This window comes from Aidingimonas halophila (genome assembly GCF_900106955.1).
Classification (GTDB): domain Bacteria; phylum Pseudomonadota; class Gammaproteobacteria; order Pseudomonadales; family Halomonadaceae; genus Aidingimonas; species Aidingimonas halophila.
In genome coordinates this window covers 32,769-58,614 of sequence record NZ_FNNI01000012.1, presented here as the reverse complement: position 1 = coordinate 58,614, position 25,846 = coordinate 32,769, and the positions used below count along the sequence as shown (strand labels likewise).

28 protein-coding genes are annotated in these 25,846 nt (G+C 56.4%); 21 read left to right on the top strand and 7 right to left on the bottom strand.

Translation table 11 applies throughout. From position 1 onward, the window contains the following. Nucleotides 1-12 precede the first annotated feature (12 nt). The 15 genes from rplE (at nucleotide 13) to rplQ (ending at nucleotide 7,860) form a co-directional block, all read left to right on the top strand. Nucleotides 13-552 carry a 50S ribosomal protein L5 gene (gene rplE / locus BLW01_RS17910; protein ID WP_092572338.1) on the top strand — a complete coding sequence of 180 codons (540 nt, stop codon included), beginning with the start codon at nucleotides 13-15 and terminating at the stop codon, nucleotides 550-552. Between the two features lie 9 nt (nucleotides 553-561). Continuing rightward, nucleotides 562-867, top strand: a complete 306-nt coding sequence (gene rpsN / locus BLW01_RS17905; RefSeq protein WP_092572336.1) for a 30S ribosomal protein S14 — start codon at nucleotides 562-564, stop codon at nucleotides 865-867. Nucleotides 868-898: 31 nt separating this feature from the next. After that, nucleotides 899-1,291 (top strand): 30S ribosomal protein S8, encoded by a 393-nt coding sequence (gene rpsH / locus BLW01_RS17900; protein WP_092572334.1) that lies wholly within the window; start codon nucleotides 899-901, stop codon nucleotides 1,289-1,291. A 9-nt stretch (nucleotides 1,292-1,300) separates the two neighbouring features. Beyond that, nucleotides 1,301-1,831 (top strand): 50S ribosomal protein L6, encoded by a 531-nt coding sequence (rplF, locus tag BLW01_RS17895; RefSeq protein WP_092572332.1) that lies wholly within the window; start codon nucleotides 1,301-1,303, stop codon nucleotides 1,829-1,831. 9 nt (nucleotides 1,832-1,840) lie between these two features. Then, nucleotides 1,841-2,194 (top strand): 50S ribosomal protein L18, encoded by a 354-nt coding sequence (rplR, locus tag BLW01_RS17890; protein WP_092572330.1) that lies wholly within the window; start codon nucleotides 1,841-1,843, stop codon nucleotides 2,192-2,194. 11 nt (nucleotides 2,195-2,205) lie between these two features. Beyond that, on the top strand, nucleotides 2,206-2,706 hold the full coding sequence (gene rpsE, locus BLW01_RS17885; protein ID WP_092572328.1) for a 30S ribosomal protein S5: 501 nt from the start codon (nucleotides 2,206-2,208) through the stop codon (nucleotides 2,704-2,706). Nucleotides 2,707-2,712: 6 nt separating this feature from the next. After that, nucleotides 2,713-2,895, top strand: a complete 183-nt coding sequence (gene rpmD, locus BLW01_RS17880) for a 50S ribosomal protein L30 (RefSeq protein WP_092572326.1) — start codon at nucleotides 2,713-2,715, stop codon at nucleotides 2,893-2,895. Between the two features lie 3 nt (nucleotides 2,896-2,898). Continuing rightward, nucleotides 2,899-3,333, top strand: a complete 435-nt coding sequence (rplO, locus tag BLW01_RS17875; protein WP_092572324.1) for a 50S ribosomal protein L15 — start codon at nucleotides 2,899-2,901, stop codon at nucleotides 3,331-3,333. After that, nucleotides 3,334-4,665, top strand: coding sequence for a preprotein translocase subunit SecY (secY, locus tag BLW01_RS17870; RefSeq protein WP_092572322.1), 1,332 nt, complete (start codon nucleotides 3,334-3,336; stop codon nucleotides 4,663-4,665). Nucleotides 4,666-4,694: 29 nt separating this feature from the next. Continuing rightward, a complete protein-coding gene (rpmJ, locus tag BLW01_RS17865) occupies nucleotides 4,695-4,808 on the top strand; it encodes a 50S ribosomal protein L36 (RefSeq protein ID WP_072824384.1) in 114 nt (37 codons plus the stop codon). Nucleotides 4,809-4,931: 123 nt separating this feature from the next. Next, nucleotides 4,932-5,288: a 30S ribosomal protein S13 gene (gene rpsM, locus BLW01_RS17860; protein WP_092572320.1), complete on the top strand. Its 357-nt coding sequence runs from the start codon at nucleotides 4,932-4,934 to the stop codon at nucleotides 5,286-5,288. Nucleotides 5,289-5,326: 38 nt separating this feature from the next. Next, on the top strand, nucleotides 5,327-5,713 hold the full coding sequence (gene rpsK, locus BLW01_RS17855) for a 30S ribosomal protein S11 (RefSeq protein WP_092572318.1): 387 nt from the start codon (nucleotides 5,327-5,329) through the stop codon (nucleotides 5,711-5,713). Nucleotides 5,714-5,725: 12 nt separating this feature from the next. Further along, nucleotides 5,726-6,346, top strand: coding sequence for a 30S ribosomal protein S4 (rpsD, locus tag BLW01_RS17850; RefSeq protein WP_092572316.1), 621 nt, complete (start codon nucleotides 5,726-5,728; stop codon nucleotides 6,344-6,346). A gap of 77 nt (nucleotides 6,347-6,423) precedes the next feature. Next, nucleotides 6,424-7,422 (top strand): DNA-directed RNA polymerase subunit alpha, encoded by a 999-nt coding sequence (locus BLW01_RS17845; RefSeq protein WP_092572315.1) that lies wholly within the window; start codon nucleotides 6,424-6,426, stop codon nucleotides 7,420-7,422. 39 nt (nucleotides 7,423-7,461) lie between these two features. Further along, a complete protein-coding gene (rplQ, locus tag BLW01_RS17840; RefSeq protein WP_092572313.1) occupies nucleotides 7,462-7,860 on the top strand; it encodes a 50S ribosomal protein L17 in 399 nt (132 codons plus the stop codon). A gap of 117 nt (nucleotides 7,861-7,977) precedes the next feature. Here rplQ and uvrA read toward each other — a convergent pair whose 3' ends face one another. After that, on the bottom strand, nucleotides 7,978-10,839 hold the full coding sequence (gene uvrA / locus BLW01_RS17835; RefSeq protein WP_092572311.1) for an excinuclease ABC subunit UvrA: 2,862 nt from the start codon (nucleotides 10,837-10,839) through the stop codon (nucleotides 7,978-7,980). A 175-nt stretch (nucleotides 10,840-11,014) separates the two neighbouring features. Here uvrA and BLW01_RS17830 point away from each other — a divergent pair, with 175 nt between their 5' ends. From BLW01_RS17830 to BLW01_RS17815, 4 genes are read left to right on the top strand one after another with little or no spacing between them, the layout of a single operon-like run. Beyond that, nucleotides 11,015-12,406, top strand: a complete 1,392-nt coding sequence (locus tag BLW01_RS17830) for an MFS transporter (RefSeq protein ID WP_092572309.1) — start codon at nucleotides 11,015-11,017, stop codon at nucleotides 12,404-12,406. A 51-nt stretch (nucleotides 12,407-12,457) separates the two neighbouring features. Beyond that, a complete protein-coding gene (ssb, locus tag BLW01_RS17825) occupies nucleotides 12,458-13,003 on the top strand; it encodes a single-stranded DNA-binding protein (RefSeq protein WP_092572307.1) in 546 nt (181 codons plus the stop codon). Nucleotides 13,004-13,045: 42 nt separating this feature from the next. Beyond that, entirely contained in the window at nucleotides 13,046-13,915 is an 870-nt protein-coding gene (locus BLW01_RS17820; protein ID WP_092572305.1) for a sugar nucleotide-binding protein, read from the top strand. Next, a complete protein-coding gene (locus tag BLW01_RS17815) occupies nucleotides 13,912-14,673 on the top strand; it encodes a lysophospholipid acyltransferase family protein (protein ID WP_092572303.1) in 762 nt (253 codons plus the stop codon). Before BLW01_RS17820 ends, BLW01_RS17815 begins: the two co-directional genes overlap by 4 nt. 64 nt (nucleotides 14,674-14,737) lie before the next feature. On the opposite strand, the gene fabB is transcribed toward BLW01_RS17815, so the two are convergent. Together fabB and fabA are read right to left on the bottom strand one after the other, a co-directional pair. Beyond that, a complete protein-coding gene (fabB, locus tag BLW01_RS17810) occupies nucleotides 14,738-15,955 on the bottom strand; it encodes a beta-ketoacyl-ACP synthase I (RefSeq protein WP_092572301.1) in 1,218 nt (405 codons plus the stop codon). A gap of 13 nt (nucleotides 15,956-15,968) precedes the next feature. Continuing rightward, nucleotides 15,969-16,484, bottom strand: a complete 516-nt coding sequence (fabA, locus tag BLW01_RS17805) for a 3-hydroxyacyl-[acyl-carrier-protein] dehydratase FabA (protein WP_092572397.1) — start codon at nucleotides 16,482-16,484, stop codon at nucleotides 15,969-15,971. Between the two features lie 245 nt (nucleotides 16,485-16,729). On the opposite strand from fabA, the gene BLW01_RS17800 reads away from it, so the two are divergent. Beyond that, the gene (locus BLW01_RS17800) at nucleotides 16,730-18,601 is read left to right on the top strand and encodes a putative bifunctional diguanylate cyclase/phosphodiesterase (RefSeq protein ID WP_092572299.1); all 1,872 of its coding nucleotides are present in this window, start codon (nucleotides 16,730-16,732) and stop codon (nucleotides 18,599-18,601) included. A gap of 259 nt (nucleotides 18,602-18,860) precedes the next feature. Here BLW01_RS17800 and phrB read toward each other — a convergent pair whose 3' ends face one another. The 3 genes from phrB to BLW01_RS17785 all read right to left on the bottom strand — a co-directional run bounded on the left by phrB (nucleotide 18,861) and on the right by BLW01_RS17785 (nucleotide 21,790). Then, on the bottom strand, nucleotides 18,861-20,273 hold the full coding sequence (phrB, locus tag BLW01_RS17795) for a deoxyribodipyrimidine photo-lyase (protein ID WP_092572297.1): 1,413 nt from the start codon (nucleotides 20,271-20,273) through the stop codon (nucleotides 18,861-18,863). 72 nt (nucleotides 20,274-20,345) lie between these two features. Continuing rightward, on the bottom strand, nucleotides 20,346-21,257 hold the full coding sequence (locus BLW01_RS17790; RefSeq protein ID WP_092572295.1) for a MerR family transcriptional regulator: 912 nt from the start codon (nucleotides 21,255-21,257) through the stop codon (nucleotides 20,346-20,348). 164 nt (nucleotides 21,258-21,421) lie between these two features. Further along, the gene (locus BLW01_RS17785) at nucleotides 21,422-21,790 is read right to left on the bottom strand and encodes a sirohydrochlorin chelatase (protein WP_092572293.1); all 369 of its coding nucleotides are present in this window, start codon (nucleotides 21,788-21,790) and stop codon (nucleotides 21,422-21,424) included. 124 nt (nucleotides 21,791-21,914) lie between these two features. Between BLW01_RS17785 and BLW01_RS17780 the strand changes: the two genes are divergently transcribed. After that, complete coding sequence (locus tag BLW01_RS17780; RefSeq protein ID WP_092572291.1) at nucleotides 21,915-22,808, top strand: TIGR01777 family oxidoreductase; 894 nt, start codon at nucleotides 21,915-21,917, stop codon at nucleotides 22,806-22,808. Here BLW01_RS17780 and rapA read toward each other — a convergent pair. Further along, nucleotides 22,805-25,768, bottom strand: coding sequence for an RNA polymerase-associated protein RapA (gene rapA / locus BLW01_RS17775; protein WP_092572289.1), 2,964 nt, complete (start codon nucleotides 25,766-25,768; stop codon nucleotides 22,805-22,807). The genes BLW01_RS17780 and rapA overlap by 4 nt on opposite strands. Nucleotides 25,769-25,846: the final 78 nt, after the last annotated feature.

The following is a 25,846-nucleotide window of genomic DNA, read 5'->3' as shown; positions in this document are numbered from 1 at the left end:
TCGGGTAGCAAAATGGCGAACTTGAAAGAACGTTATCAAAACGAGGTGGTGGCTCAACTCAGAGAGCAGTTCAGCTACGCCAATGTAATGCAGGTGCCAAAGATCACCAAAGTCACCCTGAATATGGGGATCGGCGAAGCGACCAGTGACAAGAAGCTGATCGACAATGCCATGGGTGATCTCGAGAAGATTTCAGGTCAGAAGCCGATGGTCACCAAGGCTCGTAAGTCCGTGGCCGGTTTCAAGATGCGTGAAGGGTGGCCGATTGGTCTCAAGGTGACCCTGCGTCGTGATCGTATGTGGGATTTTCTGGATCGCCTGGTCAACATTGCGATTCCCCGTGTACGTGACTTCCGGGGTCTCAACCCGAAGTCATTCGACGGTCGTGGCAACTACTCCATGGGTGTGCGTGAACAGATCATCTTCCCGGAGATCGAATATGATAAAATCGATCAGGTTCGGGGACTTGACGTCACTATCACCACCACCGCTAACACCGATGAAGAAGGTCGTGCATTGTTGAGTGCATTGAACTTCCCGTTCAAGAAATAAGGTGGGAACATGGCAAAGAAAAGTATGGTAGGCCGTGAGCGAAAGCGCGCTAAGCTGGTCGAGAAGTACGCCGCCAAGCGTGCTGAGCTCAAGGCTGTCATTCATGACGTGAATGCTTCCGATGACGAGCGCTTCGAAGCGCAGCTCAAGCTGCAGCAGTTGCCGCGGGATTCCAGTGCAGTACGCCAGCGCAATCGCTGTCGTATCACCGGCCGTCCGCACGGTTACTACAACAAGTTTGGGTTGGCCCGCAACAAGCTGCGTGAAGCGGCCATGCGTGGTGACGTCCCCGGACTCAAGAAGTCCAGCTGGTAATCGCCACGTAGATCATCAGGAGCGCAACGTCATGAGTATGCAAGACACGTTGGCGGATATGTTGACACGTATCCGTAATGCGCAGATGGCCACCAAGGAGACGGTCTCCATGCCGTCATCCAAGCTCAAGGTTGAGCTGGCCCGCGTATTGAAAGAAGAAGGCTACATCACCGAATATGCCGTTTCCGAAGGTGCCAAGCCTGAATTGACCGTGACTCTCAAGTACTTTGAGGGAAAGCCGGTCATCGAGCACATTCAGCGGGCGTCGAAGCCGTCCATGCGCGAATATCGCGGCAAGGATGATATTCCTAGAGTCGCTGAAGGCCTTGGTATTGCGATCGTCTCCACGTCCAATGGGGTGATGACCGATCGGGCAGCGCGCCACGCCGGTATCGGTGGTGAAGTCCTCTGCACCGTATTCTAGGAGTTTGGAATGTCCCGTATAGCCAAATATCCGGTTAAGTTACCCAGCGGTGTCGAGTTCCAACTCGATGGTGACCAGGTGACCGTCAAGGGCAGTCAGGGGACACTCGGTATGTCCGTTCATCCCGATGTCGTCGTTGCCCAGGAAGATGATAAGGTCACTTTCGAGCCAAGTGCTCGTGCCAAGAGCTGGGCTATGGCCGGTACAACGCGAGCGCTGGTGCAGAATCTGGTCACCGGTGTAAGCGAGGGATTCACCAAGTCCCTCGAAATCAATGGTGTCGGCTACCGTGCTCAGGCAAGTGGCCAGACGCTCAATCTGACACTGGGCTTCTCGCACCCGGTCGAGTATACCCTGCCTGAAGGTGTGACAGCGGAAACGCCCAAGAACACCACTATCGTGCTGAAAAGTGCGGACAAGCAGAAGCTCGGCCAGGTCGCTGCGGAGATTCGTGCCTTCCGTCCCCCCGAGCCTTACAAGGGCAAGGGTATCCGGTATGGCGACGAGCAGATCCGCCGTAAAGAAGCCAAGAAGAAGTAGGGCAGGGTTATGAACGCGAAGAAAGAATCTCGTCTCCGTCGTGCCCGCCGCGCTCGTGCCAAGATTCGCGAGTTGGGCGTGTATCGCCTGTGTGTCAATCGTACGCCGCGCCATATGTATGCGCAGATCATTTCTCCCGATGGCAGCAATGTCCTGGCCAGTGCGTCGACATTGGAGAAGCCGCTCCGGGGTGAAGGCAGTACTGGCAATACCGAAGCCGCCGCGAGAGTTGGCGCCTTGATTGCCGAGCGTGCGAAAGAAGCAGGTATTTCTCAAGTAGCCTTCGATCGTGCTGGATTTCAGTACCACGGTCGTGTGAAGGCCCTGGCCGATGCCGCACGCGAAGGCGGCCTGAAATTCTAAAGGGTTTTACGATGGCGAAGAACGAACAGAACAACGGCGATCTGCAAGAAAAACTCGTGCAGGTCAACCGTGTCGCCAAAGTGGTCAAAGGGGGCCGTATTTTCGGCTTTACCGCATTGACCGTCGTTGGCGATGGTAATGGTCGTGTTGGTTTTGGTCGCGGCAAGGCACGTGAAGTGCCGGTTGCGATCCAGAAGGCTATGGACCAGGCACGCCGCAACATGGTGAGTGTCAATCTGAACGGCAGCACGTTGCAATACCCTATCAAAGCCCGTCATGGAGCTTCGAAGGTGTATATGCAGCCGGCATCTGAAGGTACGGGAATTATCGCCGGCGGTGCCATGCGTTCTGTACTCGAGTTGGCGGGTGTGCATGACGTTCTGGCCAAGTGCTATGGCTCTACCAATCCAGTGAACGTCGTGCGTGCCACCATCAATGGTCTGGCCTCCATGCGTTCGCCGGATGATGTCGCGGCCAAGCGTGGATTGTCTGTTGAAGCGATCACGGGGTAAGGCATCATGGCAGCAACGATCAAGGTTACCCAAGTTCGCAGTACGATTGGTGTCCTGGAAAAGCATAAAGCCACCATCAAGGGGCTTGGTCTGCGCCGTATCGGACATACGGTCGAACTGGAAGACACCCCTGCCGTGCGCGGTATGGTGAACAAGGTCAATTACCTTGTGCGTGTTGAGGGAGAGTAATCCATGAAACTCAATAGCCTGAGTCCGGCTTCGGGCTCCAAGCATGCCGCCAAGCGTGTGGGCCGTGGTATCGGTTCTGGTCTAGGCAAGACCGGCGGCCGAGGACACAAAGGTCAGAAATCACGTACCGGCGGTACAATCAAGCCAGGCTTTGAAGGCGGACAGATGCCTTTGCAGCGTCGTCTGCCCAAGTTCGGCTTTACTTCTGCAAAATCAATGGTCTCCGAAGAGGTCCGTCTGGCCGAGCTTGCCAAGGCTGAGGGTGGCGAAGTGACACTCGAGAGCCTCAAGAAGGCCAACGTGCTCAAGGAAACCACGCAGCATGCGAAGGTTATCCTTTCCGGCGAACTGAACAAGGCAGTTACCGTTCGCGGACTGCGTGTCACTAAAGGGGCGCGTTCCGCAATCGAGGCTGCTGGCGGAAAAGTAGAGGACTAAATGGCTAAGTCAGGCAACATGCCGGCGATGGGCAGTGGGCTCGGCGAACTCTGGGCGCGTCTGCGCTTTGTGTTTCTGGCCATCGTGGTTTACCGAATCGGTGCCCACATTCCTGTTCCCGGTATTGACCCTGACCAGCTGGCTGCCTTGTTTCGGGAGCAGCAGGGCACCATCCTGGGCATGTTCAACATGTTCTCCGGAGGTGCCTTGGAACGCATGAGCATCATGGCGCTTGGCATCATGCCTTATATTTCAGCGTCGATTATCATGCAGCTCCTGACAGCGGTTTCGCCTCAACTTGAGCAGTTGAAGAAGGAAGGCGAATCCGGGCGTCGGAAGATCAACCAGTACACCCGCTATGGAACGGTAGTCCTGGCGACGATCCAGGCGACCGGCATGTCAGTTGGTTTGGTCGGCCAAGGCGTAACCTATACGGCTGATTTCAGCTTCTATTTTAGTGCCATCATTACGTTCGTCTGTGGTGCCGTGTTCTTGATGTGGCTGGGAGAGCAGATCACTGAAAAAGGTATCGGCAACGGTATTTCATTGCTGATTTTTGCTGGCATTGTTGCAGGGCTTCCTGGTGCTGTCGGACAGGCCTTCGAGTTGGCTCGTAACGAAGGTGCCTGGAATGTGCTCCCTTTGTTGGCCCTTTCAGTACTCGGTATCGCGACGGTTGCGTTCGTGGTTTTCATCGAACGGGGTCAGCGACGAATCACAGTAAACTATCCACGCCGTCAGGTCGGCAACAAGATGTATGCCGGGCAAAGCAGCTACCTTCCATTGAAGGTCAATATGGCTGGGGTCATTCCTGCGATCTTTGCTTCAAGCATACTATTGTTTCCCGCGTCATTGGGGCAATGGGTCGGTTCCGGTGATGGCATGGAGTGGTTGCAGACGGCTTCCATGGCACTGGGGCCGGGTCAGCCGCTGTATATCTTGCTTTTTGCGGCAGCGGTGATATTCTTCTGCTTCTTTTATACAGCGCTGGTCTTCAATCCCAAGGATGTCGCCGACAACCTCAAGAAGTCAGGGGCTTTCTTGCCGGGTATTCGTCCTGGTGAGCAAACGGCTCGTTATGTTGACAAGGTCATGACTCGGCTGACTCTGTTCGGTGCATTGTATATCACGGCGGTGTCACTGATGCCGCAGTTCTTGATCGTGGCATGGAATGTACCGTTCTTCTTCGGTGGCACGTCGTTGCTGATTGTCGTGGTGGTCACGATGGATTTCATGGCCCAGGTACAGTCCCATCTGATGTCGCATCAGTACGAGTCGGTGATGAAAAAGTCCAGCCTGAAAGGCTACGGCAGTGGCGGCATCATGCGCTGATGCTCGCCGTCGATGATTTGGAGAGAACGATGAAAGTTCGAGCTTCAGTGAAGAAAATGTGCCGAAACTGCAAGATTATTCGACGCAATGGCGCTATTCGCGTCATTTGCACCGAACCTCGGCACAAGCAGCGTCAGGGCTGATACGACAGCTGTTTCGTAACCGGTGTAATCATCCCCTTGCTCTTTTGAGAGCAAAGGGGTATGCTATTGCGCCCTTTTGTAGATGATCAACCGAGCAAGCCGCTCAAATTTCGGAGAAAGCTGATGGCCCGTATTGCAGGCGTCAATATCCCGGACAACAAGCATGCGGCGATCTCGCTGACCTATATCTTCGGGATTGGCCGCACTCGCGCAAAGGATATTTGCGCAGCAGCCGGTATTGCGCCGACCACCAAAGTTCAGGATCTGTCTTCCGAAGAGGTCGACACCCTGCGTACCGAGGTCGGCAAATACACCGTTGAAGGCGACCTTCGTCGTGATGTGACGCTGAACATCAAGCGTCTCATGGACCTGGGTTGCTATCGTGGTCTGCGTCATCGTCGTGGTCTACCGCTGCGTGGTCAGCGTACCAAGACCAACGCGCGCACCCGTAAGGGGCCGCGTAAGCCGATTCGCAAATAACACGCACGTTCTGGCGTAAAGACAGGAAAAACATCAACATGGCTAACCCGCGTAGTAACCGCAAGAAGGTTAAAAAGCAGGTAGTGGATGCGGTTGCCCACATCCATGCCTCTTTTAACAACACGATCGTGACGATCTCAGACCGCCAGGGCAATGCTCTGTCATGGGCAACTGCCGGTGGTTCGGGTTTTCGTGGTTCTCGCAAGAGCACCCCGTTCGCTGCTCAAGTGGCAAGCGAGCGTGCAGCAACAGCTGCAGCCGAGTATGGTGTGAAAAACGTCGACGTGCTGGTCAAAGGCCCTGGTCCTGGCCGTGAGTCTGCCGTGCGTGCATTGAATGCCGCCGGCTTCCGCGTACAGAGCATTACCGATGCGACGCCCATCCCTCACAATGGATGCCGTCCACCGAAGAAACGTCGCGTTTAAGGAGACAGACTCATGGCTCGCTATCTTGGACCAAAGTGCAAACTGTCTCGTCGTGAGGGCACGGATCTCTTCCTCAAGAGTGGTGTGACTCCCTTCGAGAAAAAGTGCAAATCCGAGCAAATCCCGGGTGTGCACGGCCAGCGCCGTCAGCGTCTTTCCGACTACGGCTTGCAGCTTCGTGAGAAGCAGAAAGTACGCCGCATGTACGGTGTACTAGAGAAGCAATTCCGCAACTACTACAAGGAGGCGGCCCGACTCAAGGGTGCGACCGGTGAGGTGTTGCTGCAATTGCTGGAATCTCGACTGGATAACGTTGTTTACCGGATGGGTTTCGGCTCGACTCGTGCCGAAGCTCGTCAGCTGGTCAGCCACAAGGCCATTGCCGTCAATGGACGGAGCGTCAACGTGGCTTCCTATCAGGTCAAGTCGGGTGATGTCGTTTCCGTTCGCGAGAAAGCCAAGAACCAGGCTCGCATCCAGAATGCGCTCGGTATTGCAGCCCAGCGTGGTGATGTAACCTGGATCGAGGTTGACTCGAAGAAGATGGAAGGCACATTCAAGGCCCTGCCTGAACGCGGCGACCTGTCTGCCGAAATCAACGAAAACCTGATCGTCGAGCTGTACTCGAAGTAAGTGCATAAACACCACCGGGCCCACGGGGCCCGGACGTACATATCGAGTATCCGTTTGGCAGCCTGAAAGGTGTTCATATGCAGCGTTCAGTGACAGAGTTTCTCCGTCCTCGTGATATCAAGGTCGAAGAGATCAGCGCACACCACGCGAAGATCGTCCTCGAGCCGTTCGAGCGTGGTTTTGGCCACACCCTGGGGAATGCATTGCGCCGCATTCTGCTCTCTTCCATGCCCGGCTGTGCCGTGGTGGAAGCGGAAATCGCGGGTGTTGACCACGAATACAGTGCGATCGAAGGGGTTCAGGAAGATGTCATTGAAATTCTTCTGAATCTCAAAGACGTGGCAATCAAAATGCATAGCCGTGACGAGGCGGTGCTCACGCTGAACAAGCAGGGCCCGGTTGTCGTTACTGCCGCTGACATTGCCACGGATCATGATGTCGAGATCGTTAATCCCGACCATGTGATTGCACATGTCAACGAAGGTACCGAGCTGAAAATGCAGCTCAAGGTGGCTCGCGGTCGTGGCTATGAGCCGGCGGATTTGCGCGATGAGTCCAATGAAGAAACTCGCGCTATCGGTCGGCTGCAGCTCGATGCGACCTTCAGCCCGGTACGTCGTGTCTCCTATGCCGTCGAGGCGGCGCGTGTCGAACAGCGCACCGACCTGGACAAGCTGGTTATTGACCTGGAGACCGATGGTACTCTGGATCCCGAAGAGGCGATCCGTCGTAGCGCCACCATCCTGCAGGAGCAGTTGAGTGCGTTCGTCGATCTGGAAGCCGACAAGGAGCAGGAGGTCCAGGAGGAAGAGGATCATATCGATCCGATCCTGCTGCGTCCCGTGGATGATCTCGAGTTGACCGTCCGCAGTGCCAACTGCCTGAAAGCCGAGAACATCTACTATATCGGTGATCTGATCCAGCGGACCGAAGTCGAGTTGTTGAAAACACCGAACCTCGGCAAAAAGTCCCTGAATGAGATCAAGGATGTGTTGGCCGCACGTGGTTTGTCATTGGGCATGCGGTTGGAAAACTGGCCACCGGCAAGCCTGAAGGATGACAAGGCTTCCGCGTGAGCGCCGCCTCGAGTCTCTTTTTGGTAAGGAATTATAACCATGCGTCATCGTAAGAGTGGTCGTCACCTGAATAGGACCAGCTCGCATCGACAGGCTATGTTCAAGAACATGTGCGTGTCGCTGGTCGAGCATGAAATTATCAAGACAACCCTGCCCAAGGCCAAGGAACTGCGTCGTCATATCGAGCCGCTGATCACTCTGGCCAAGCAGGACAGCGTTGCTAATCGTCGATTGGCTTTCAGTCGGACCCGCTCCAAGGATGCGGTGGGTAAGCTCTTCAATGAGCTGGGCCCCCGTTATGTAGAACGTCCTGGCGGTTATGTCCGTGTGCTGAAATGCGGTTATCGTGCAGGCGATAACGCACCAATGGCTTATGTCGAATTGGTGGATCGCCCCATTGTCGAAGAGGATGACGACGACGCGGTTGCTGAAGAGTAACGCTGATCGTTATCCGGGGCTCTTGCCCACAAAAGCGACATCGAAAAGGCCGCCCCCCCGTGGGGCCGGCCTTTTTCGTATTCGCATTCACTGTATGTAGGAGGTGGCTGCTGGAATCTAGGGCGTCATTTCGGGTTCCACATTGCTAGCAGTTCGTCTCTTGAGCATCGGTTTGAGGAAGCGCCCTGTGTGTGAGCCTTCGACACGCATGATCTGCTCAGGGGTTCCTTCAGCGATAATGCGACCGCCACCTGATCCACCTTCCGGTCCCAGGTCAATAATCCAATCAGCTGTCTTGATCACATCCAGGTTGTGCTCAATGACCACAATAGTGTTGCCGTGGTCACGTAATCGATGCAAGACAGTCAATAGCTGCCGGATATCCTCGAAGTGGAGGCCTGTCGTGGGCTCATCGAGAATATAGAGTGTCTTGCCGGTGTCGCGCTTGGCAAGCTCTCTAGCCAGCTTGACGCGCTGGGCCTCACCGCCCGAAAGTGTCGTGGCACTCTGGCCAAGACGGATATAAGACAGGCCGACATCCATGAGTGTCTGCAATCGTCGGGCGATGGCCGGTACAGGACTAAAGAACTCCAGAGCCTCCTCGACCGTCATCTCCAGGACTTCATGAATGTTCTTGCCCTTGTACTGTATTTCCAGCGTTTCTCGATTGTAACGCTTGCCTTTGCAGACATCGCACGGAACGTATATATCGGGCAGAAAATGCATTTCAACCTTGATCAACCCTTCACCCTGGCAGGCTTCACAGCGCCCTCCTTTGACGTTGAAAGAGAACCGTCCGGGCTTGTAGCCGCGTGAACGGGCCTCCTGTGTGCCGGCAAAGAGCTCCCGTATCGGGGTGAAAATCCCTGTATAGGTCGCTGGGTTGGAACGTGGTGTGCGGCCGATAGGACTCTGATCTATATCGATGATTTTGTCGAGTTGTTCGAGTCCCTCGATATGTTCATAGGGAGCTGGCGTCAGTGTACTAGCCTTGTTCAACTCCCGTGCTGCTATCGGCATCAGGGTACCATTGATCAATGTCGACTTGCCTGACCCCGACACACCAGTGACGCAAATGAAGACCCCGAGTGGCATGTCGAGAGTCACGTGCTGCAGGTTATTGCCGGTAGCACCAGACAGGCGGACGCATTTCTCGGGATTGCGCGGAATGCGGTATGGCGGGATATCAATTGCGCGATGCCCTGACAGATACTGACCCGTTAGCGAGTCGGGGCTGGCCTTTATTTGCTCCGGGGTTCCTTGTGCAACGACACGACCGCCATGAACACCGGCTCCTGGGCCGATATCGAGAACATGGTCAGCAGACATGATGGCTTCCTCGTCATGTTCGACCACGATGACAGTATTGCCGAGGTCGCGGAGGCGTTCGAGCGTCTTGAGGAGGCGGTCGTTATCGCGTTGATGCAAACCAATGGAGGGCTCGTCGAGTATATACATGACTCCGACCAGGCCGGCACCGATTTGGCTGGCTAGACGGATGCGCTGTGCTTCACCGCCCGAGAGCGTTTCGGCACTGCGCTCCAGATTGAGGTAGTCGAGTCCGACGTTGACCAGAAATTCAAGCCGTGCATGAATCTCATTGATGATTTTTACGGCAATCTCGCCGCGACGACCAGGCAGTTCCAGTTGGCGGAAATAGTTCCAGGCTTCGCCAATGGGAAGACGCACAATATCCGGAAGAGTCTGCTCATCGACGAAGACATGACGCGATTCCTTGCGAAGCCGTGACCCACCGCAAGTGGAACAAGGCTGGACGGCAATGTAACGTGCCAGTTCTTCGCGGACCATCGATGATTCGGTTTCACGATAACGACGCTGCATATTGGGCAGGACACCCTCAAATGGGTGCTCGCGGGTGACTGTACGTCCCCGGTCATTGACGTAACTGAACGCGATCTGATCCTGACCACTGCCGTGTAGCACGATCTCACGTTCATGACGGGCCAAATCCTGCCACGGTGTTTCCAGGGCAAAGCGATAGTGCTCAGCCACCGCCTGCAACTGATTGAAGTAATAGATGCTACGGCGATCCCATCCTTTGATGACGCCCTCGGCCAGCGACAATTCAGGATGGCTGATCAGCTTGTCGGGATCGAAGAACTGCTGTACACCGAGACCATCGCATGTAGGGCAGGCGCCTGCCGGATTGTTGAACGAGAACATGCGTGGTTCGAGCTCGGCGATTGAATAGCCGCAAACTGGGCAGGCAAAGCGCGATGAAAACGGGATATCTTCGGCATCGCCATCCATGAAATGGATGATGGCAGTACCATCGGCCAGCCCCAGTGCCGTCTCGAAGGATTCCGCCAGCCGCTGCTGCAGACCGTCACGAACCTTGATGCGATCCACTACCACACTGATGTCGTGTTTCTTGTTCTTGTCGAGAGGAGCGATATCGTCCAGTTCCAGAACCTGGCCATCGATCTGGGCGCGTACGAACCCTTGAGCCCGTAATTCGCTCAGCAGTTGCAAGTGCTCGCCCTTGCGTCCTTTGATGACCGGCGCTAGCAACATCAGTTTGCTGCCTTCGGGAAGCGCCAGCACTTGATCCACCATTTGTGAAATCGTCTGAGCCTCCAGATCTTCACCGTGTTCTGGGCATCGGGGTGTACCGGCACGAGCGAACAAAAGACGTAGATAGTCGTAGATTTCGGTAATGGTGCCGACAGTGGAACGGGGGTTATGAGAGGTGGACTTTTGCTCGATGGAGATGGCCGGCGACAATCCTTCTATGTGATCGACGTCTGGTTTTTCCATCATCGACAGAAATTGACGGGCATAGGTCGACAGCGACTCGACGTAACGGCGCTGCCCTTCAGCATAGAGTGTGTCGAACGCAAGTGATGATTTGCCGGAGCCGGATAGGCCGGTAATCACGATCAATTGATCGCGTGGCAGTTCGACATCAATCTGTTTGAGGTTGTGGGTACGTGCGCCCCTGACCAGAATCCTGTCCATTGCCACCTCGAGTGCAGCGCAAAAATTCGATTATACGGCGTTGGCGCGAGTCTCGCCAAAATGCGGTGCGTCTCAAGCGCTATTGCCTTTCCCTGTCGGACACGGAGTAGGTAGAATATCGAGTTGCTCCGGCCGTATCGGCCGACCCGTTCGCGTACTGGACACTCCCTATCGCATGATCTCAGGTTTGTTGTTAGCCACCGAACGACGCGCCATCATCGGATTGGCGGGTCTTTATTCATCACGCATGCTGGGCCTATTCATGGTCTTGCCGGTGCTGGCGCTATCTGCGGAATCCCTGCAAGGTGCCACGCCAATGCTTGTCGGGTTGGCACTAGGGGTCTATGGGTTGATGCAGGCATTGCTGCAGATCCCGTTCGGTCTGCTGTCTGATCGCTTGGGGCGTAAAAGGGTGATCGCGGTTGGCCTGATACTGTTTCTGATCGGTAGTATCATCGCTGCCCTGGCGGATAGTATCGTCGGCATTATCGTGGGACGGAGCCTGCAAGGGAGTGGTGCTGTAGCCGCTGCTATCATGGCACTGCTTGCCGACCAGACCCGTGAGGAGGTACGGACCGCGGCGATGGCGATGATCGGGTTATCGATCGGTGTAGCCTTCGCTGTGGCGATGGTGACCGGTCCACTCTTGTCAGCGTATTTCGGGCTATCAGGTATTTTCTGGCTAACGGCGGTACTGGCGCTGCTTGGTTTGCTGGTGTTATGGAAAGTGGTTCCCAAAGCCCCCAAGCGAGTTCTTCACCGTGATGTGGGTCTGGACCGTCAACAACTCAAATCCATGTTGTTGCGCTTGGATCTACTGCGTCTGGATATTTCGATCTTTTCCCTGCATTTGATCCTGATGGCCATCTTCGTGGTCATTCCCTTTCGGCTTGTCGAGGTCGGCTTCGAATCCGCGTATCATGGATGGGTGTATTTGACCGTCATGGGCCTGGCGTTCATCGGAATGGTACCGCTGGTGATGCTGGCCGAGAAAAAACGTCAGATGAAGCCGGTTTTTATTCTGTCAGTCGCTCTGCTGACATTGTGTCTTGCCGCTATGGGGGTGTCTGGGGTGACCTCTTGGTGGTGGTTAGCGTGTTTGTTATTGGGGTTTTTCATCGCGTTCAATCTGCTGGAGGCGACACTGCCCTCCATGATCAGCAAGATGGCACCAGCTGGCGCGAAAGGCACTGCCATGGGGGTCTACTCGACCAGCCAGTTTCTAGGGGCCTTCCTGGGTGGTTTGTTGGGGGGTGTGCTGGATCAGTACTGGGGGCACGACGCTGTGTTTTATGGCGCCGCTGTCGTTGGCGTCGTCTGGCTGGGATCAGTCATGACCATGCCTGCACCACGCCATTTGGCGAGTGAGGTCGTGGCTCTCGATGACGAGACCCGTGGTGACGCTCTGGATACCTTGATGACGCGCCTTGCCGAGGTGGCAGGTGTGGAGGATGTGCTGGTGGTCCCTGAAGAGCGAGTTGCCTATCTCAAGGTGGATCGCCAGCAGCTCGATAGTGAGGCCCTGGCACGGATTGCCGGGACGCAACGAGGTCAGGGGCGTGCGTGACGGCGTCCGTGACGTGGATTGATAACTGTAAAAGGAACAAGGAGTTGAACGATGGCACGCGGCGTTAACAAAGTCATTTTGATTGGTAATCTGGGGCAGGACCCGGATGTCCGCTTCCTTCCCTCCGGCAATCCGGTCGCCAATTTGCGCCTCGCAACGACTGATAGTTGGGTCGACCGCCAGAGTGGCCAGCGCCAGGAGCGTACCGAGTGGCATACGGTGGTGATGTTCAACAAGTTGGCTGAAATTGCCCAACAATATTTACGCAAGGGTTCCAAACTATACGTTGAAGGGCGTCTGCAGACACGTAAGTGGCAGGGGCAGGATGGTCAGGATCGCTATAGCACGGAAATCGTTGCCAACGATATGCAGATGCTCGATTCTCGTGGTGCCGGTGGTGGCAATGATTATGCCCAAGGAGGCATGCAGTCTGGCGGCTATGGCAATGCACCGCAACCAGCGGCTCAGGGGGCTTCAGGGGGAGCACCGGGCGGTGGACAACAGCCGTCTCCGGCTGGTGGTCAGCAACAAGGGAATCAGTATGGAGCGCCTGATCCAGGCAGTTTCGATGATTTCGACGATGAAATTCCGTTCTGACATCGCGGACTGGCTATCTCCTTTGCCTCAGGAGCCATTGTCTTGAAGTTGAGTATCCTGGATGCCGGACACTGCCTGAGCCTGGCGCTGACGCGGGAGGCGAATCGTCGGGCCGATACCTCGTTGGTGATCGAGCCGTCAATATCGATCTCGGTAGAGCGTCTGCGTGAGATCATGCCCGATGCACTGCTCGTGCCTCCTCTCGCTCAACCGATTCTGGCGGAGCCAGCAGCGGTGGAGGCTCATGCGGAAGCGGTGGAAGCGTGCCTGGAAGCGTGTCTGACCCTGGACATTCCCTTGGTGTGGTGCGTTTCCGATCAGCTCTACGAAGATGGTCTCAGTGAGCCTATCGATGAACACGTCATACCGGAACCCAAGGATGAGAGTCTTCAGCGCTTAATCAAGACAGGCGACCGCATACGGGAGCTGCATGCGCGGCATCTGATCGTTCGCTTGGGACCGCTATTTGCTCTGGAGGGGAATGAAGCTTGGTTGGCTGACTTGATAGTCCGATTGCTCAATGGTGAGGAAGTCCGAGCTGCTGAAGATATTATCTTCTGTCCCACATCAGCCGATGCCGCTGCCATGGCATTGATCGGAATGCTGCAGCAGCTGCAGTATGGCGCCGATGCCTGGGGCGCTTATCATCTTGCGGGGACGGAACCTGTCAGTAGCTATACTTTTGCCTCCATGGTGCGGACTCAACTCAGTACACGTTTAGAAGGGCTGGGCGAGCAGATACCCCTCGGGGCGCTAAAGGCCCTCAATCATCATCATGACCACCCGTTACGGCGGGTCCTCAATTGTCGGCGGGTCCTGGAAGCCTTTGGCGTCCACCAGAAACCTTGGCGACTCGAAGTGGACCGCATGCTGGATGCCTGGTGTCAAACGCGGACCGAGAAGCCCGAATGAACCGATTACGCAGCATGTTATTTTATCTGGGCTATTTTTTCGCCATTTTGGTATGTGGTGTGTTTTTTCTGCCCTTGGTCCCTTTTCTACCTCTCCGTGGACGTTATCGCCTGCTTAATCTGTATAACCACTTCATCATGGTCTGGTTCCGCATGAGTTGTGGGGTGACCTATGAGGTTCGCGGCCTCGAGCACATCCCCAAACGGCCCTGTGTGATTCTCGCCAACCATCAATGTGAGTGGGAAACCCTGTTCTTGCAGGTACTCAAGCCGCCGGTCTGTACTGTACTCAAACGTGAACTTTTGAAGATTCCGTTGTTCGGTTGGGCATTGCGGCTGCTCCATCCTATTGCACTGGATCGCTCGAAACCGGCTCGTGCGATGAAGCAGGTACTGTCACAAGGTGTCGTGAGGCTACAGGAAGGTCTTTCCGTGTTGATCTTTCCTGAAGGTACCCGAGTAGCGCCGGGTGAGCGACGTCGCTATAACAAGAGTGGTGCAGTGATCGCATGTCGTGCCGGCGCGCCGGTGCTACCGGTTGCCCATAATGCCGGCGAGCGTTGGCCGGGTCGCCACTGGATCAAGAATCCCGGCCATCTGACAGTCGTCGTGGGTCCACCAATCGAGACGGCAGGACGGAGCCCGGAAGCCGTGCTGGTCGAGGTGGAAGCGTGGATCGAGTCGACGCTGGAGGAAATTTCCGAAGTACCGCGTCCACAACAGGCATCGGCCAAGCCGACGGCAACGATGCCTGGCTGATAGACGTATACGGTTCCGCCAGGACATCTGACGGCGGCCGCCACCATTATCATTACGCTTTCTTTCAGTCGCGATATTTTTCCAGCACCAGGCAGGCATTGGTGCCACCGAACCCGAAACTATTGGTCAATGCACGGTTGACCGTGGCGTTGTCACGCCGGTGGGTCACGATGTCAAATCCTTCTGCCTCTTCATCCAGCGCCTCGATATTGGCTGAGGCCGCAATGAAACCATGCTCAATCATCAAGAGTGAATAGATGGCTTCCTGGACACCGGTCGCCCCCAGCGAGTGCCCCGTCAAAGACTTGGTGGAGCTCATTGCCGGCGTCCTTTCACCGAATATTTCCCTGATAGCTTTAAGTTCCGCGACGTCACCCACGGGGGTGGAGGTACCATGGGTATTGATATAATCAATGTTGCCTTCGACGGTGGCCAGTGCCTGTCGCATGCAACGTGCCGCTCCCTCTCCAGAAGGTGCGACCATGTCATAGCCATCGGAAGTGGCGCCGTAACCGACGACTTCCGCGTAGATCCTTGCTCCACGTGCCTTGGCATGCTCCAGTTCCTCCAAGACCAGCATCCCGCCACCACCGGCAATGATGAATCCATCCCGTGACTTGTCATAAGGACGAGAGGCTTTGCCCGGGGTATCGTTATACCCGGTGGAGAGTGCGCCCATGGCATCGAACAGGCACGATAATGTCCAATGTTCTTCCTCTCCGCCGCCGGCGAAGACGATGTCCTGCTTGCCTAGTTGAATCTGTTCTACGGCGTTGCCGATGCAGTGAGCAGATGTGGCGCAGGCTGATGAGATCGAGTAGTTGATCCCCTTGATCTGGAACGGGGTGGCCAGACAGGCGGACACAGTACTTCCCATCGTGCGTGTAACGCGATAGGGGCCGACACGGCGCAGCCCCTTGTCACGCAGAATGTCGGCCGCCTCGACCTGGTTGGCACTGGAAGCGCCGCCTGAGCCGGCGATCAGGCCGGTACGTTCGTTGGACACCTGCTCCGTAGTGAGTCCGGCGTCTTCAATGGCTTGAGCCATGGAGACATAAGCATAGGCAGCCGCATCCCCCATGAAGCGGCGCAGCTTGCGGTCAATCAAACTATCGAGGTCGATGTCCACGATGCCGGCGACATGGCTACGGAAGCCAAGCTCTGCGTACTCATCCTTGTAGCGAATGCCGGAGCGTCCTGTTTTCAGAGACTCAAGAACCTGGTTTCGGTCATTACCGAGGCAAGACACGATGCCCAAGCCGGTGACTACCACTCGTCGCATGGAAGCCTCCTGATCAGAAATTCGCAGTAGAGGTGAACAGGCCCACTCGCAAGTCATTGGCCTGATAGATTTCACGACCATCAACAGTGACGGTGCCGTCGGCGATGCCGAGAATCAGGCGTCGCGTGATGATCCGCTTGACATGGATGTGGTAAGTAACTTTCTTCGAATCCGGTAGGATCTGTCCGGAAAACTTGACCTCGCCGCAGCCCAGAGCGCGACCGCGACCCGGATGACCCAACCAACCGAGATAGAAACCAACGAGTTGCCACATGGCATCCAGCCCCAGGCAACCCGGCATAACGGGATCACCCGGGAAGTGGCAATCGAAAAACCAGAGGTCGGGATAGATGTCGAGTTCAGCGATCAGTTCGCCCTTGCCATGCTCTCCCCCTTCCTCACAGATACGAGTGATTCGGTCGAGCATCAGCATATTCGGGGCTGGCAGTTGGGCATTGCCAGGGCCGAACAATTCACCTTGGCTGCATGCCAGCAGCTCATCGCGGCTAAAGGAGTGTTGCTTGGTCACAGAAACGTTCCGAGAATCGAAATGGTTATGTAGGCCCATCATGCGGCCCTGATGCATTCTACTGGCAGCGGATAACGATTGCACGTCAGTCCAGGGTATGCCAGTTAAGCTTGTTATTCTGTGGCATGCTGGCAGCGTTTGAACCGAAAATTTAAGCGCCAGGAAAAAATGCCGATAACAGGTTGAATGATGACAGCTTGCCAATTTATCGAGCAACCCATAAACCGTTAAGTCGATGATCTCACATGTGGCCTTCGTTTTCTCTTAACCGACCGCCGATCTGGCTGGCGCTGGCCGCGTTGGCCGCTATCAGTTGGTTACCCAGTGTCTCGTTGCGGTTGGCTGCACTCGGCATCATTCTTCTGGGAGTGGTCGATGCCACTCGCCAGGTACGGGCTGAGCACCGCCGTCGACGTCTGTGCGAAGAGACCTTGAAACTCTCCGAGGATGGCGTCGTTATCAGTGATGCGGACAATCGCATCGTGGCCGTCAATCCAGCCTTTACCCAGATTACGGGGTACGATGTCGATGAGGTTCGCGGACAGGATACCTCGGTGTTGTCCTCTGGTCGGCACGACAAGGCGTTTTACGACCGTTATTGGCAATCACTGCATACCACCGGACGTTGGGAGGGTGAGATATGGAATCAACGCAAGCAGGGTGATCAATATCCGGAGTGGTTGCGTGTCCAGGCGTGTACCGATGAGCGGGGGCGGATCAGTCACTATGTGGGTCTGTTCACCGATATATCACGTCACAAGGCCAGAGAGCAGGATTTGCGACGCATTGGCTTCGAAGATCCGTTGACAGGCCTGCCCAACCGGCGTCGTCTACATGAGCTCATGACCTCTCGGTTGCGCCATTTACGAGCCGGAGAAGGGCTGGATATGGCGTTGATTGATATCGATGGTTTTAAAGCTGTCAACGACGGGATGGGCGTGGAAGTCGGCGATCGGCTATTGGCACGTTTCGGACAACGCTTGGCCCGTTATGTCGCTGGTGGCGTAGTTGGGCGTCTGGGTGGCGATGAATTCCTGGTAATCCGCACGACGACATTTGACGATCACCAGAAGTGGGTGGCTGACCTTCGCAGTCATATGAGCGAACCCTTTGAGGTGGAGGGGGCTTCATTGCGCCTGGGGTTGTCCATCGGAAGTTGTCGTGCTCCCGAGGATGGCAATGATTCGGGGGTACTGTTCCAGCGTATGGAATCCGCTCTTTACAGTGCGAAACGACATGGGCGGAATCACGATCAGCGGTTTCGTCCTTCTCTGGATATGGTAGGCAGCCGACAGTTGGGATTGGTCAATGACCTGCGTACGGCATTGGCGAAAGGGGATCAGTTGGAACTGCACTACCAGACGCAACATTACCTGGAGGATGGCACCATGTCCGGTATCGAAGCGCTGCTTCGCTGGCGCCATCCGGAACATGGCATGATTTCGCCGGGTGATTTCATTCCGATTGCCGAACGGCATGGACTGATGGTGCCGCTGGGTAACTGGGTTGTCGACAATGCTATCGCTCAATTGGCGAAGTGGCACCAGGCCGATATCTTTTCAGTCCCCTTGTGGATCAATATATCCGCGATGCAACTGATCCAGGGGGATATCGAATCTCATTTGACAGCGGCATTGAAGCATCATGGGGTGCCTGCCTGGAAATTGGGCCTGGAACTCACAGAGTCAGTGTTGCTCGATGATCGCGCTGGCGATATTTACCCGCGTATGGAAACATTGCAGAACTTGGGCCACCAGATCGCCATCGATGATTTTGGTACCGGCTATTCGTCCCTGAGTTACCTGAAGCGTCTGCCGGTCGATAAGCTCAAGCTCGATCGAGCATTCGTTCGACATCTACCGGATGACCGGGAAGATGCGGCCATCACTGGAGCGGTACTTACCATGGCACGAGGGCTGGATCTGGAAGTGGTGGCAGAAGGTGTCGAGACCGAGACGCAACGCCGTTTTCTTCTCCAGCAAGGGTGTCCGCAAGTGCAAGGGTTTCTCTTTTCCCGTCCGGTTGCCGCCGATGAGCTGGAAGCCCGATGGAATCAAGAGGCACTGTATGCGCCGGTGGGCATCGATGAGTCGACGCCGACAGTCCAGAGTCCATGAGCGTGCGGTGAGCCCCCCTGGCCAGCGCAGCTTGCGTATCACGCTGAATGGTCGGGCAAGTCGACTCAATATGTGGATGGTGTCAATGTCGCACCAGGCTTGGCCAGAAGCGTCTGGCAGGTGCCAATAGTCCGCTCCCTGAAGCCGCCTTCACAGAAGCACAATTTGTATAAAATTTGTCAAGCTTTTGAAAGAAGGCGCAAAACGCCTGCAACGCCGGGTCCTCTGACATAGTCAATCCTCGGAGTATGGGGAGGTGCTAGGTTTTCAATGATTTGAAGGCATCAAGAGCGCGCTGTCTGGCTGACTGGTGGTTCACGATAGGGGCGGGATAATCAACAGAAGCGAGCAAGTCCGGTGTCGGTGCATGCCGGCGCTTTCCATCGATGTTGGACAGCTCTGGTACAAACCTGGCGATGAAATGACCTTCGGGGTCGAACCGCTGTGACTGCGTGGTGGGATTGAAGATGCGGAAGTAGGGAGCGGCATCGGTTCCTGTCGAGGCGGCCCATTGCCATCCTCCGTTGTTGGCGGCAAACTCGCCATCAACCAGATGACGGAGGAAGAAAGCTTCGCCATGGCGCCAGTCGATTAGCAAGTGCTTGGAGAGAAACATGGCCGTGATCATGCGCAAGCGATTGTGCATCCAACCTGTGCGGGTTAGCTGTCGCATGGCGGCGTCCACGATCGGATAGCCTGTGCGTCCTTCACGCCAAGCCTGAAGCGCATCGGGATCATTCCGCCAACGAAGTCTTTCGGTGTCAGGTTGAAATGGCCGATGCCGACAGACATCGGGAAAGCCAACCACGATATGTTGGTAGAACTCCCGCCATACGAGTTCGTTGACCCAGCTAACCAGGCCGGCATCGCCTTCGCCGAGACTGCCATTGTTATGGTTGAGTACCGCTTGCATGCACTGCCGGTATGAGATCATTCCTAGTGCCAGATAGGGCGAGAGTTCACTCGTGCCATCGACGGCGGGAAAGTTACGTTGCGACTGGTAGCAATGCGCCCGGTAATGAAGAAACCGTTCCAGCCTGTCGGCGGCGGCCTCCGGGCCAGCGGGCCATTGGTGGCTACCGACCGGGATGTCCGCGAGCCGAGGCAGCGGAGGAAGGGGGTCATTGGATATCCCAGTGTTCCTCTGGGGGCGTGGAGTGTCATGCAAGGCCAGGCGTTCGGGTGCCATCTGTCGATGCCAGGTGCGGCTAAAGGGAGTGAAAACGCTATAGAAGTCGCCCTGCTCCGTGAGCAGCTCGCCTGGTTCATAAGCGACGGCATCGGTGTAGGCATGCACGCGGATACCCTGGTGTTGAAAGGCACGGGTTACCGCTTCGTCACGTCGACACTCGTTCAACGGGTATTCGCGATTGAAGTGCAAGGCCTCGATGTCAAAAACGCGTGCGATCGCAAGCAGTGTCTCAGGCGCATCGTCGAAATCGTCGATGTCGCGATGAAGCAAAGGGATATTGAGCCCCCGGAGTTCATCGCGTAGTGCTTCGACGCCACGCCCCCAGAAGGACAGCTTGTTGGCGCCATGTCCGTGGCCTTGCCATTGCGGGAGACTGCGCAGGAAGACGGCAATGACGGGGCCTTTGGCAGCTGCCCTGCTGAGAGCCGTATTGTCCGATGTCCGCAAGTCACTGCGAAACCACATCAGTTGCCACGCCATGGGGACCTCTCGCTTTAACTGTTCGGGCGGTGGGATTCTCGCGGGTGCGGCACTCGCCCGTAATCGTGCATTTCAATGCTGGAGCAAGGGTGAAAGACGGGTGATGGCCTGCAATGGATCATCGCCGAGAATGGCTACTTGGCTGTCGGCCAGTTCGGCGGCCCGGATGCGGGCTACCGGGCCGCATAGTCCCAATACCACGTCGAGCTGTTCAGCCAGTCGAGGTAACTGGCGCCTCATCAGTTCGGCACGCTCTGCCTGTCCACTGCATAGAAGTAGCGCGTCCACCTTGAGTCGTTCGGCGGCGAGCGGCATTTCATTGATGGGTAGGGCGGTATCGTACAGGCGCACACGGTAACCGGCTTGGGAGGCGGCCAGAGCGACCAGTAATTCCCACAAGTTACCTGCATCATCCGGGAGGCGACTGATCAGCAGTGTCCCTCCCTGATTGATCTGATTGGCATGATAAAGGCGCGTGCCGATCCGGGTGCGCAGGAATGCTTCCAGCGTACGTTGTTGCAGCGTAGCGCCCAGTTGCTCGTTCCAGTGTTCCTCGAGCGTTTCCACCCAGGGCTTGAGAAGCTCGTTCAAGCAGGTAGCCACTGGATAAAGAGCCATACACTGGTTGAAGAGCGCATCGAGCCGCGCCATGTCGTAAGCTTCGAGCGCCGCGCTGAGTTGTTGACGTTGGCTCGACCAATCACCGGCGATGGGGTCAGGGGCTTCAACGGCGGCTGGCTGATCGAGCAGCTCTCGTACCTGGCTGACGGGAACTCCCCGGTTCAGCCACTGCAGGATCTGCTCGATACGCTCGATATCGTCTCGCGCATAGAGCCGGTGCCCTTTGGGGGTGCGCTGGGGCTGAATCAAACCGTACCGGCGCTCCCAGGCGCGTAACGTGACCGAATTTACCCCGGTCAATCTAGAGACTTCACGAATCGGATACAGGGGCGCATCGGTTGGATCCGTTACCTTGTCACTCATGCGCTCTGGAGCCTTTTTCTGATGTGATGAGACGATAGTGCCCTACCATGACCTGACCGGGGAGCCATGTTCATGGTCAGCCGGAGAACACCATTGATATTGCTAGGATGGTGCAAAATATTGTACAAGGCAATCCCGCTGTACAAAAAATGTCTCGCAAGAAGTTACGATCCTGGGCGGGACTCGATGATATTCACCAGCGCATCCACGAAAGCCGGGTGGTCACCGACAGGGGCAAGCAGCGTCAGACGGATATCCGGGTGCACCTGATGCAATTCGTCAATCTGGCCGGGGACGTCCTCGCGTAGATGTCGTCCGGACGCGAAAAACAACGGCAGCACGTCGGCTTTGCTGACATTGTTGGCTGCTAGATCAGCAGTTACGGTTTCCAGTGACGGCTCGCAAAGTTCCATGTAGGCCAGACGTATCATCCTTTGTTGGCGCTGCTGAAGGGCAGCCTCCAGATTGTCGAAAGGCGCCCGCCAGTGCGGATCCCGGGAGCCATGAGCCAGAAGAATCAGTGCCTGTGTCATGGGGTGTTACCTCCTCGGCTACGTCGTGTCATGGGGAGTATTCTCTTCTAGACTAACAGATGCGTATAAATGTTGTATAACATTGCTCCGGCTCGAGGCGAGTCGGGCAGCGAGGGAGCGAGCGATGCGAGTTTTGATCACGGGTGGCACTGGATTCGTAGGAGTGCGCTTGTGCGAGCGACTACAGTCGGCCGGCCATGAGGTTCTGGTCATCTCCCGGGACCCCGAAAGGGCTCGTAGGCGTTTGCCGGAAAATGCCTGGGTTGATTCGGCAGTACTGAGTGCCGTGAACCAGAACCCAGAGGCGATCGTCAATCTGGCAGGTGAGCCTATCGCCGACAAGCGTTGGAGTGAGGCCCAGAAGCGTCGTTTGATTGATTCCCGGGTCAATATCACACGTGACCTGGTGATGTTGTGTCGGGAACTGGAAACCCCGCCGCGAGTCATGGTCTCGGGGTCGGCGATGGGGTATTACGGTGATCAGGGGAATCGGGAAGTGACGGAACAGACGCCGGCCAAGGACGAGTTCGCCCATCGTTTATGTGAACGTTGGGAGAGTGCAGCCCGCGATGTCGAAGAGTACGGTGTGCGACTGGCGGTCCTGCGTATCGGCTTGGTGCTGGGACCGGGTGGAGGAACACTGCAACGGTTGCTGCCGCCTTTCAAATTGGGGTTGGGCGGACGCTTGGGCAGCGGCCAGCAGTTCATGCCATGGATACATCGTGAGGACCTGGTACGCACCATCGAGTTTCTCCTGGAGCAGGAGGCATTGGCGGGTCCTTTCAATGCCTCGGCACCTCATCCCGTAACGAATGCCGAGTTTACCCGGACATTGGCTCGCCAACTCAAGCGTCCTGCGTTGCTGACAGTACCGTCGTTGGCGCTCAAGCTGGGTCTGGGCGAAATGTCACGGCTGTTGCTGACCGGCGCCGATATGCGTCCCGCTCGCCTGCAAGCAGCCGGATTCACATTCCACTTCCCGACACTCGAGCAGGCTCTCTCGGATATCCTCAATTAGCGTTTGTCTTTGTCCACTGTCACGATGACTCGCACTGCATCGAGGCGCAAGCGGGTATTTTCGATGGCGTCGTTCAGCGCTGAGCGTTCGTTGCGCAGCGATTGTAATTCGTCAGGCCGCACCGACGGATTGTGACGTGCCAATGCCTGAAGTCGGATCAACTCACCGTCCAGGGCCTCTCTCATCCGGGTCTGTGCCGCTTCGACAATGCTGGGTAGTTCACGCTCGGCTTCCTGTTCGCCCTTGAACAGTAGTTCGCGCAATTGGTCATGACGGCTGCGGATCAGGTCACGCGCGACTGCTTTCTTGACTTTTTGTAGGTTTTTGGCGAGTCCGTGGAAAGACACGCTGCCAGACAGGTTGGTACCTGATTCATCCAGGAGCACTCGGACGGCCGTGGCGGGAAGAAAGCGGTTGATGTGAAGCGATTTTGGGGCCGGGCAGTGTGTCCGGAATATCAGTTCGGCCATCAAGCGTCCGGCCGGGATCGCGGGATGCGCCAGCAACGCCACGGCTGTATTGCCCATGGTGCCTGTCAGGATCCGCCCCATGATTTCGCGTAGCAAGGGGTGCTCCCAGGAAAGGTGCTGTACGTCATCGCGTGCCAGGGCGGCTTGCCGGGACACGGTCGCTGTGAAACCTTCTTCCCCCTTGGTGAGTCCTGGCAACCCATCGAGCATTTGAGGCCCCGGTTGAAGGTGGACGAGTTCATTGCCCAGTGTCACGTCGTCGATCCCGAAGACGTCCAGCGCCCTATCGAGATAGTCCGGAAGAGCGGGATCCTCGTCGAGTTCGTTAATGGCACTGATGACTTGCTGAGCGCGCTCGGGACGATAGGCATTGCGCTCGAGTAATCGGTGTCGCCCCGCGTCGCGTTCATCCAGGCGCGTCTGGTACATGGTCCAGGTTTCTTCGATGATTTCCTGTAGCCCTTCTGCATCGAGCAATGCATCAGCCAGGGCGTCGCCGAAGACGTCGTGAAGCTCGCTGCCGATACCTGTCGGTGCACCAAAGGCGTTCATGCCGTCACGATACCAGCAGAGCAAACGTTCACCAGGACTGGCTTTGAACACAGGGACAAGCAGGTCGATAGCGTGCTGTTGTCCGATGCGGTCGAGCCGCCCGATGCGTTGTTCCAGCAGGTCAGGGTGCGGTGGCAGGTCGAACATCACCAGACGATGGCAGAACTGGAAGTTGCGTCCTTCCGAGCCGATCTCCGAGCAGATCAGTAACTGGCAGCCCGATTCATCATCGGCAAAGGCGGCAGCCGCTCGGTCCCGCTCGACCAGTGTCATGGACTCATGAAAAACCGGGGCGTGAATGCCGCCCACGACGCGTAACCCCTCGGCCAGATCCAGCGCGGTTTCGCGATGATGAGTAATGACGAGGATCTTGCCTCCATCATCGGCATCACGTGCGGCTTCGAGTTGTTCGAGTAACCAGTTGACGCGCGGATCGAAGCGCCACCAGGGCTGTGCTTCCAGCGATGTCGAGTTCATGTGGCGGTACATTATATCCGGATAGAGCACCGCATCGGGATAATCGAGCCCGGTAGCAATCAGTAGTTCGTCAAGGGTGTCTTCGTCCCGCGCTATGCGACGTAGCAAATGCCGATAAGGCGAAGGAGCGTCCAGTTCACTGACATGAAGGCGGCGTTCAGGAAAGCCTGCCACGTGGCGGCGGCTGTTGCGAAACATGACACGCCCCGTGCCATGCCGATCCAGGAGTTGGTCACGTAACTGCGTATTGGCCACGGCATGCTGTTGAGGACCCCGTTCGGGATCGTCCAGTGTCTCCAGCAAGGCCTGGCTGTCCGGATCGTCAATGACGGCAGCGATCGCTTCTCGATCATTCGGGGGAAGAGGGGAATGTCCCGCCTCGGATAGCCGGTCAAGGATCTCGATCGCCTCGGCAACCTGCACATAACCCTGTTCTTCCTCCTTGAACTGCTCCAGATCGTGATAGCGATCCGGGTCCAGAAGACGTAAGCGTGCAAAATGACTGGTCAATCCCATCTGTTCGGGGGTGGCCGTCAGCAGCAGGATGCCGGGGATCGAGGCTGCCATGCGTTCGACACACGTATATCCCGGTCCGGCGTGATCGGGTGCCCAGTCCAGGTGGTGTGCTTCATCGACGATCAGCAGGTCCCAGTCGCTGTCTTCAGCCTGCTGTTGGCGATGGGGGTTGGCGAATAACCATTGCTGACTTGCAAGGATCAACTGTCCGGCTTCGAAAGGATTCGTGCTGTCGTAGGCTTGGCTTTGTTGTTCGTCAAGAAGGGTGACGTCCAGCGCGAAACGGCGGAGCAATTCCACCAGCCATTGGTGCGTGAGGCTATCCGGTACCAGAATGAGGGCACGTTCGGCACGTCCGGTGAGCAGCAAACGGTGGAGGATCAGGCCGGCTTCGATCGTTTTGCCCAGTCCAACCTCATCGGCCAGCAGGACTCGAGGCGCATGGCGGTTCGCGACTTCATCAGCAATGTAGAGTTGATGGGGAATCAGGTCGACCTTGGGGCCCGTAAACCCCAATGCGGGGTTGCGTTCGATCCGCTGATGCTGCTGGAGGGTTTGGAAGCGAAGATTGAACCAGTCGTTTCTGTCGACCTGGCCGGTCAGCAAACGATCTCTGGCCTGATCGAACTGCATGGTGTCAGCCAATTGGGTTTCGGGCAGTTCCTGCCATTGCCCCTGATCATCCTGGCCGATATAAATGAGGAGGCCGTCGCTTTCTTTGCTGTCGTCGACGATGAGTTGCCAGCCGTCGGCGGATTGAATCCGGTCACCGCTACCGAAAACGACTCGGGTCAGGGGTGCCTGGCGTACGCTGTATGTTCGGGTTTCTTCACTGGCGGGAAACAGCACCGTCACAATACGGTTGTCGCAATTGAGGATGGTGCCAAGCCCCAGCTCGGCTTCACCATCGCTTATCCAGCGTTGGCCGGGGGAGAAGTCGCTCATGATGCCTCGAGTGATGCAGATGACATTGCGGTGACATGGCAACCAGGCCGTGGAGCTTGTCGACCCGGTGCCGGGGCG

Coding starts and splice junctions, on each gene's coding strand:
- BLW01_RS17815 (WP_092572303.1), top strand. CDS start 13,912: ATGAACCGATTACGCAGCATGTTATTTTATCTGGGCTATTTTTTCGCC.
- rpsD (WP_092572316.1), top strand. CDS start 5,726: ATGGCTCGCTATCTTGGACCAAAGTGCAAACTGTCTCGTCGTGAGGGC.
- rpmJ (WP_072824384.1), top strand. CDS start 4,695: ATGAAAGTTCGAGCTTCAGTGAAGAAAATGTGCCGAAACTGCAAGATT.
- fabB (WP_092572301.1), bottom strand. CDS start 15,955: ATGCGACGAGTGGTAGTCACCGGCTTGGGCATCGTGTCTTGCCTCGGT.
- rapA (WP_092572289.1), bottom strand. CDS start 25,768: ATGAGCGACTTCTCCCCCGGCCAACGCTGGATAAGCGATGGTGAAGCC.
- BLW01_RS17790 (WP_092572295.1), bottom strand. CDS start 21,257: ATGAGTGACAAGGTAACGGATCCAACCGATGCGCCCCTGTATCCGATT.
- phrB (WP_092572297.1), bottom strand. CDS start 20,273: ATGGCGTGGCAACTGATGTGGTTTCGCAGTGACTTGCGGACATCGGAC.
- BLW01_RS17800 (WP_092572299.1), top strand. CDS start 16,730: ATGTGGCCTTCGTTTTCTCTTAACCGACCGCCGATCTGGCTGGCGCTG.
- secY (WP_092572322.1), top strand. CDS start 3,334: ATGGCTAAGTCAGGCAACATGCCGGCGATGGGCAGTGGGCTCGGCGAA.
- rplO (WP_092572324.1), top strand. CDS start 2,899: ATGAAACTCAATAGCCTGAGTCCGGCTTCGGGCTCCAAGCATGCCGCC.
- rplE (WP_092572338.1), top strand. CDS start 13: ATGGCGAACTTGAAAGAACGTTATCAAAACGAGGTGGTGGCTCAACTC.
- BLW01_RS17785 (WP_092572293.1), bottom strand. CDS start 21,790: ATGACACAGGCACTGATTCTTCTGGCTCATGGCTCCCGGGATCCGCAC.
- rpsM (WP_092572320.1), top strand. CDS start 4,932: ATGGCCCGTATTGCAGGCGTCAATATCCCGGACAACAAGCATGCGGCG.
- rplQ (WP_092572313.1), top strand. CDS start 7,462: ATGCGTCATCGTAAGAGTGGTCGTCACCTGAATAGGACCAGCTCGCAT.
- rplF (WP_092572332.1), top strand. CDS start 1,301: ATGTCCCGTATAGCCAAATATCCGGTTAAGTTACCCAGCGGTGTCGAG.
- BLW01_RS17830 (WP_092572309.1), top strand. CDS start 11,015: ATGATCTCAGGTTTGTTGTTAGCCACCGAACGACGCGCCATCATCGGA.
- rpmD (WP_092572326.1), top strand. CDS start 2,713: ATGGCAGCAACGATCAAGGTTACCCAAGTTCGCAGTACGATTGGTGTC.
- rpsH (WP_092572334.1), top strand. CDS start 899: ATGAGTATGCAAGACACGTTGGCGGATATGTTGACACGTATCCGTAAT.
- rpsE (WP_092572328.1), top strand. CDS start 2,206: ATGGCGAAGAACGAACAGAACAACGGCGATCTGCAAGAAAAACTCGTG.
- BLW01_RS17780 (WP_092572291.1), top strand. CDS start 21,915: ATGCGAGTTTTGATCACGGGTGGCACTGGATTCGTAGGAGTGCGCTTG.
- rpsK (WP_092572318.1), top strand. CDS start 5,327: ATGGCTAACCCGCGTAGTAACCGCAAGAAGGTTAAAAAGCAGGTAGTG.
- ssb (WP_092572307.1), top strand. CDS start 12,458: ATGGCACGCGGCGTTAACAAAGTCATTTTGATTGGTAATCTGGGGCAG.
- rpsN (WP_092572336.1), top strand. CDS start 562: ATGGCAAAGAAAAGTATGGTAGGCCGTGAGCGAAAGCGCGCTAAGCTG.
- BLW01_RS17845 (WP_092572315.1), top strand. CDS start 6,424: ATGCAGCGTTCAGTGACAGAGTTTCTCCGTCCTCGTGATATCAAGGTC.
- uvrA (WP_092572311.1), bottom strand. CDS start 10,839: ATGGACAGGATTCTGGTCAGGGGCGCACGTACCCACAACCTCAAACAG.
- rplR (WP_092572330.1), top strand. CDS start 1,841: ATGAACGCGAAGAAAGAATCTCGTCTCCGTCGTGCCCGCCGCGCTCGT.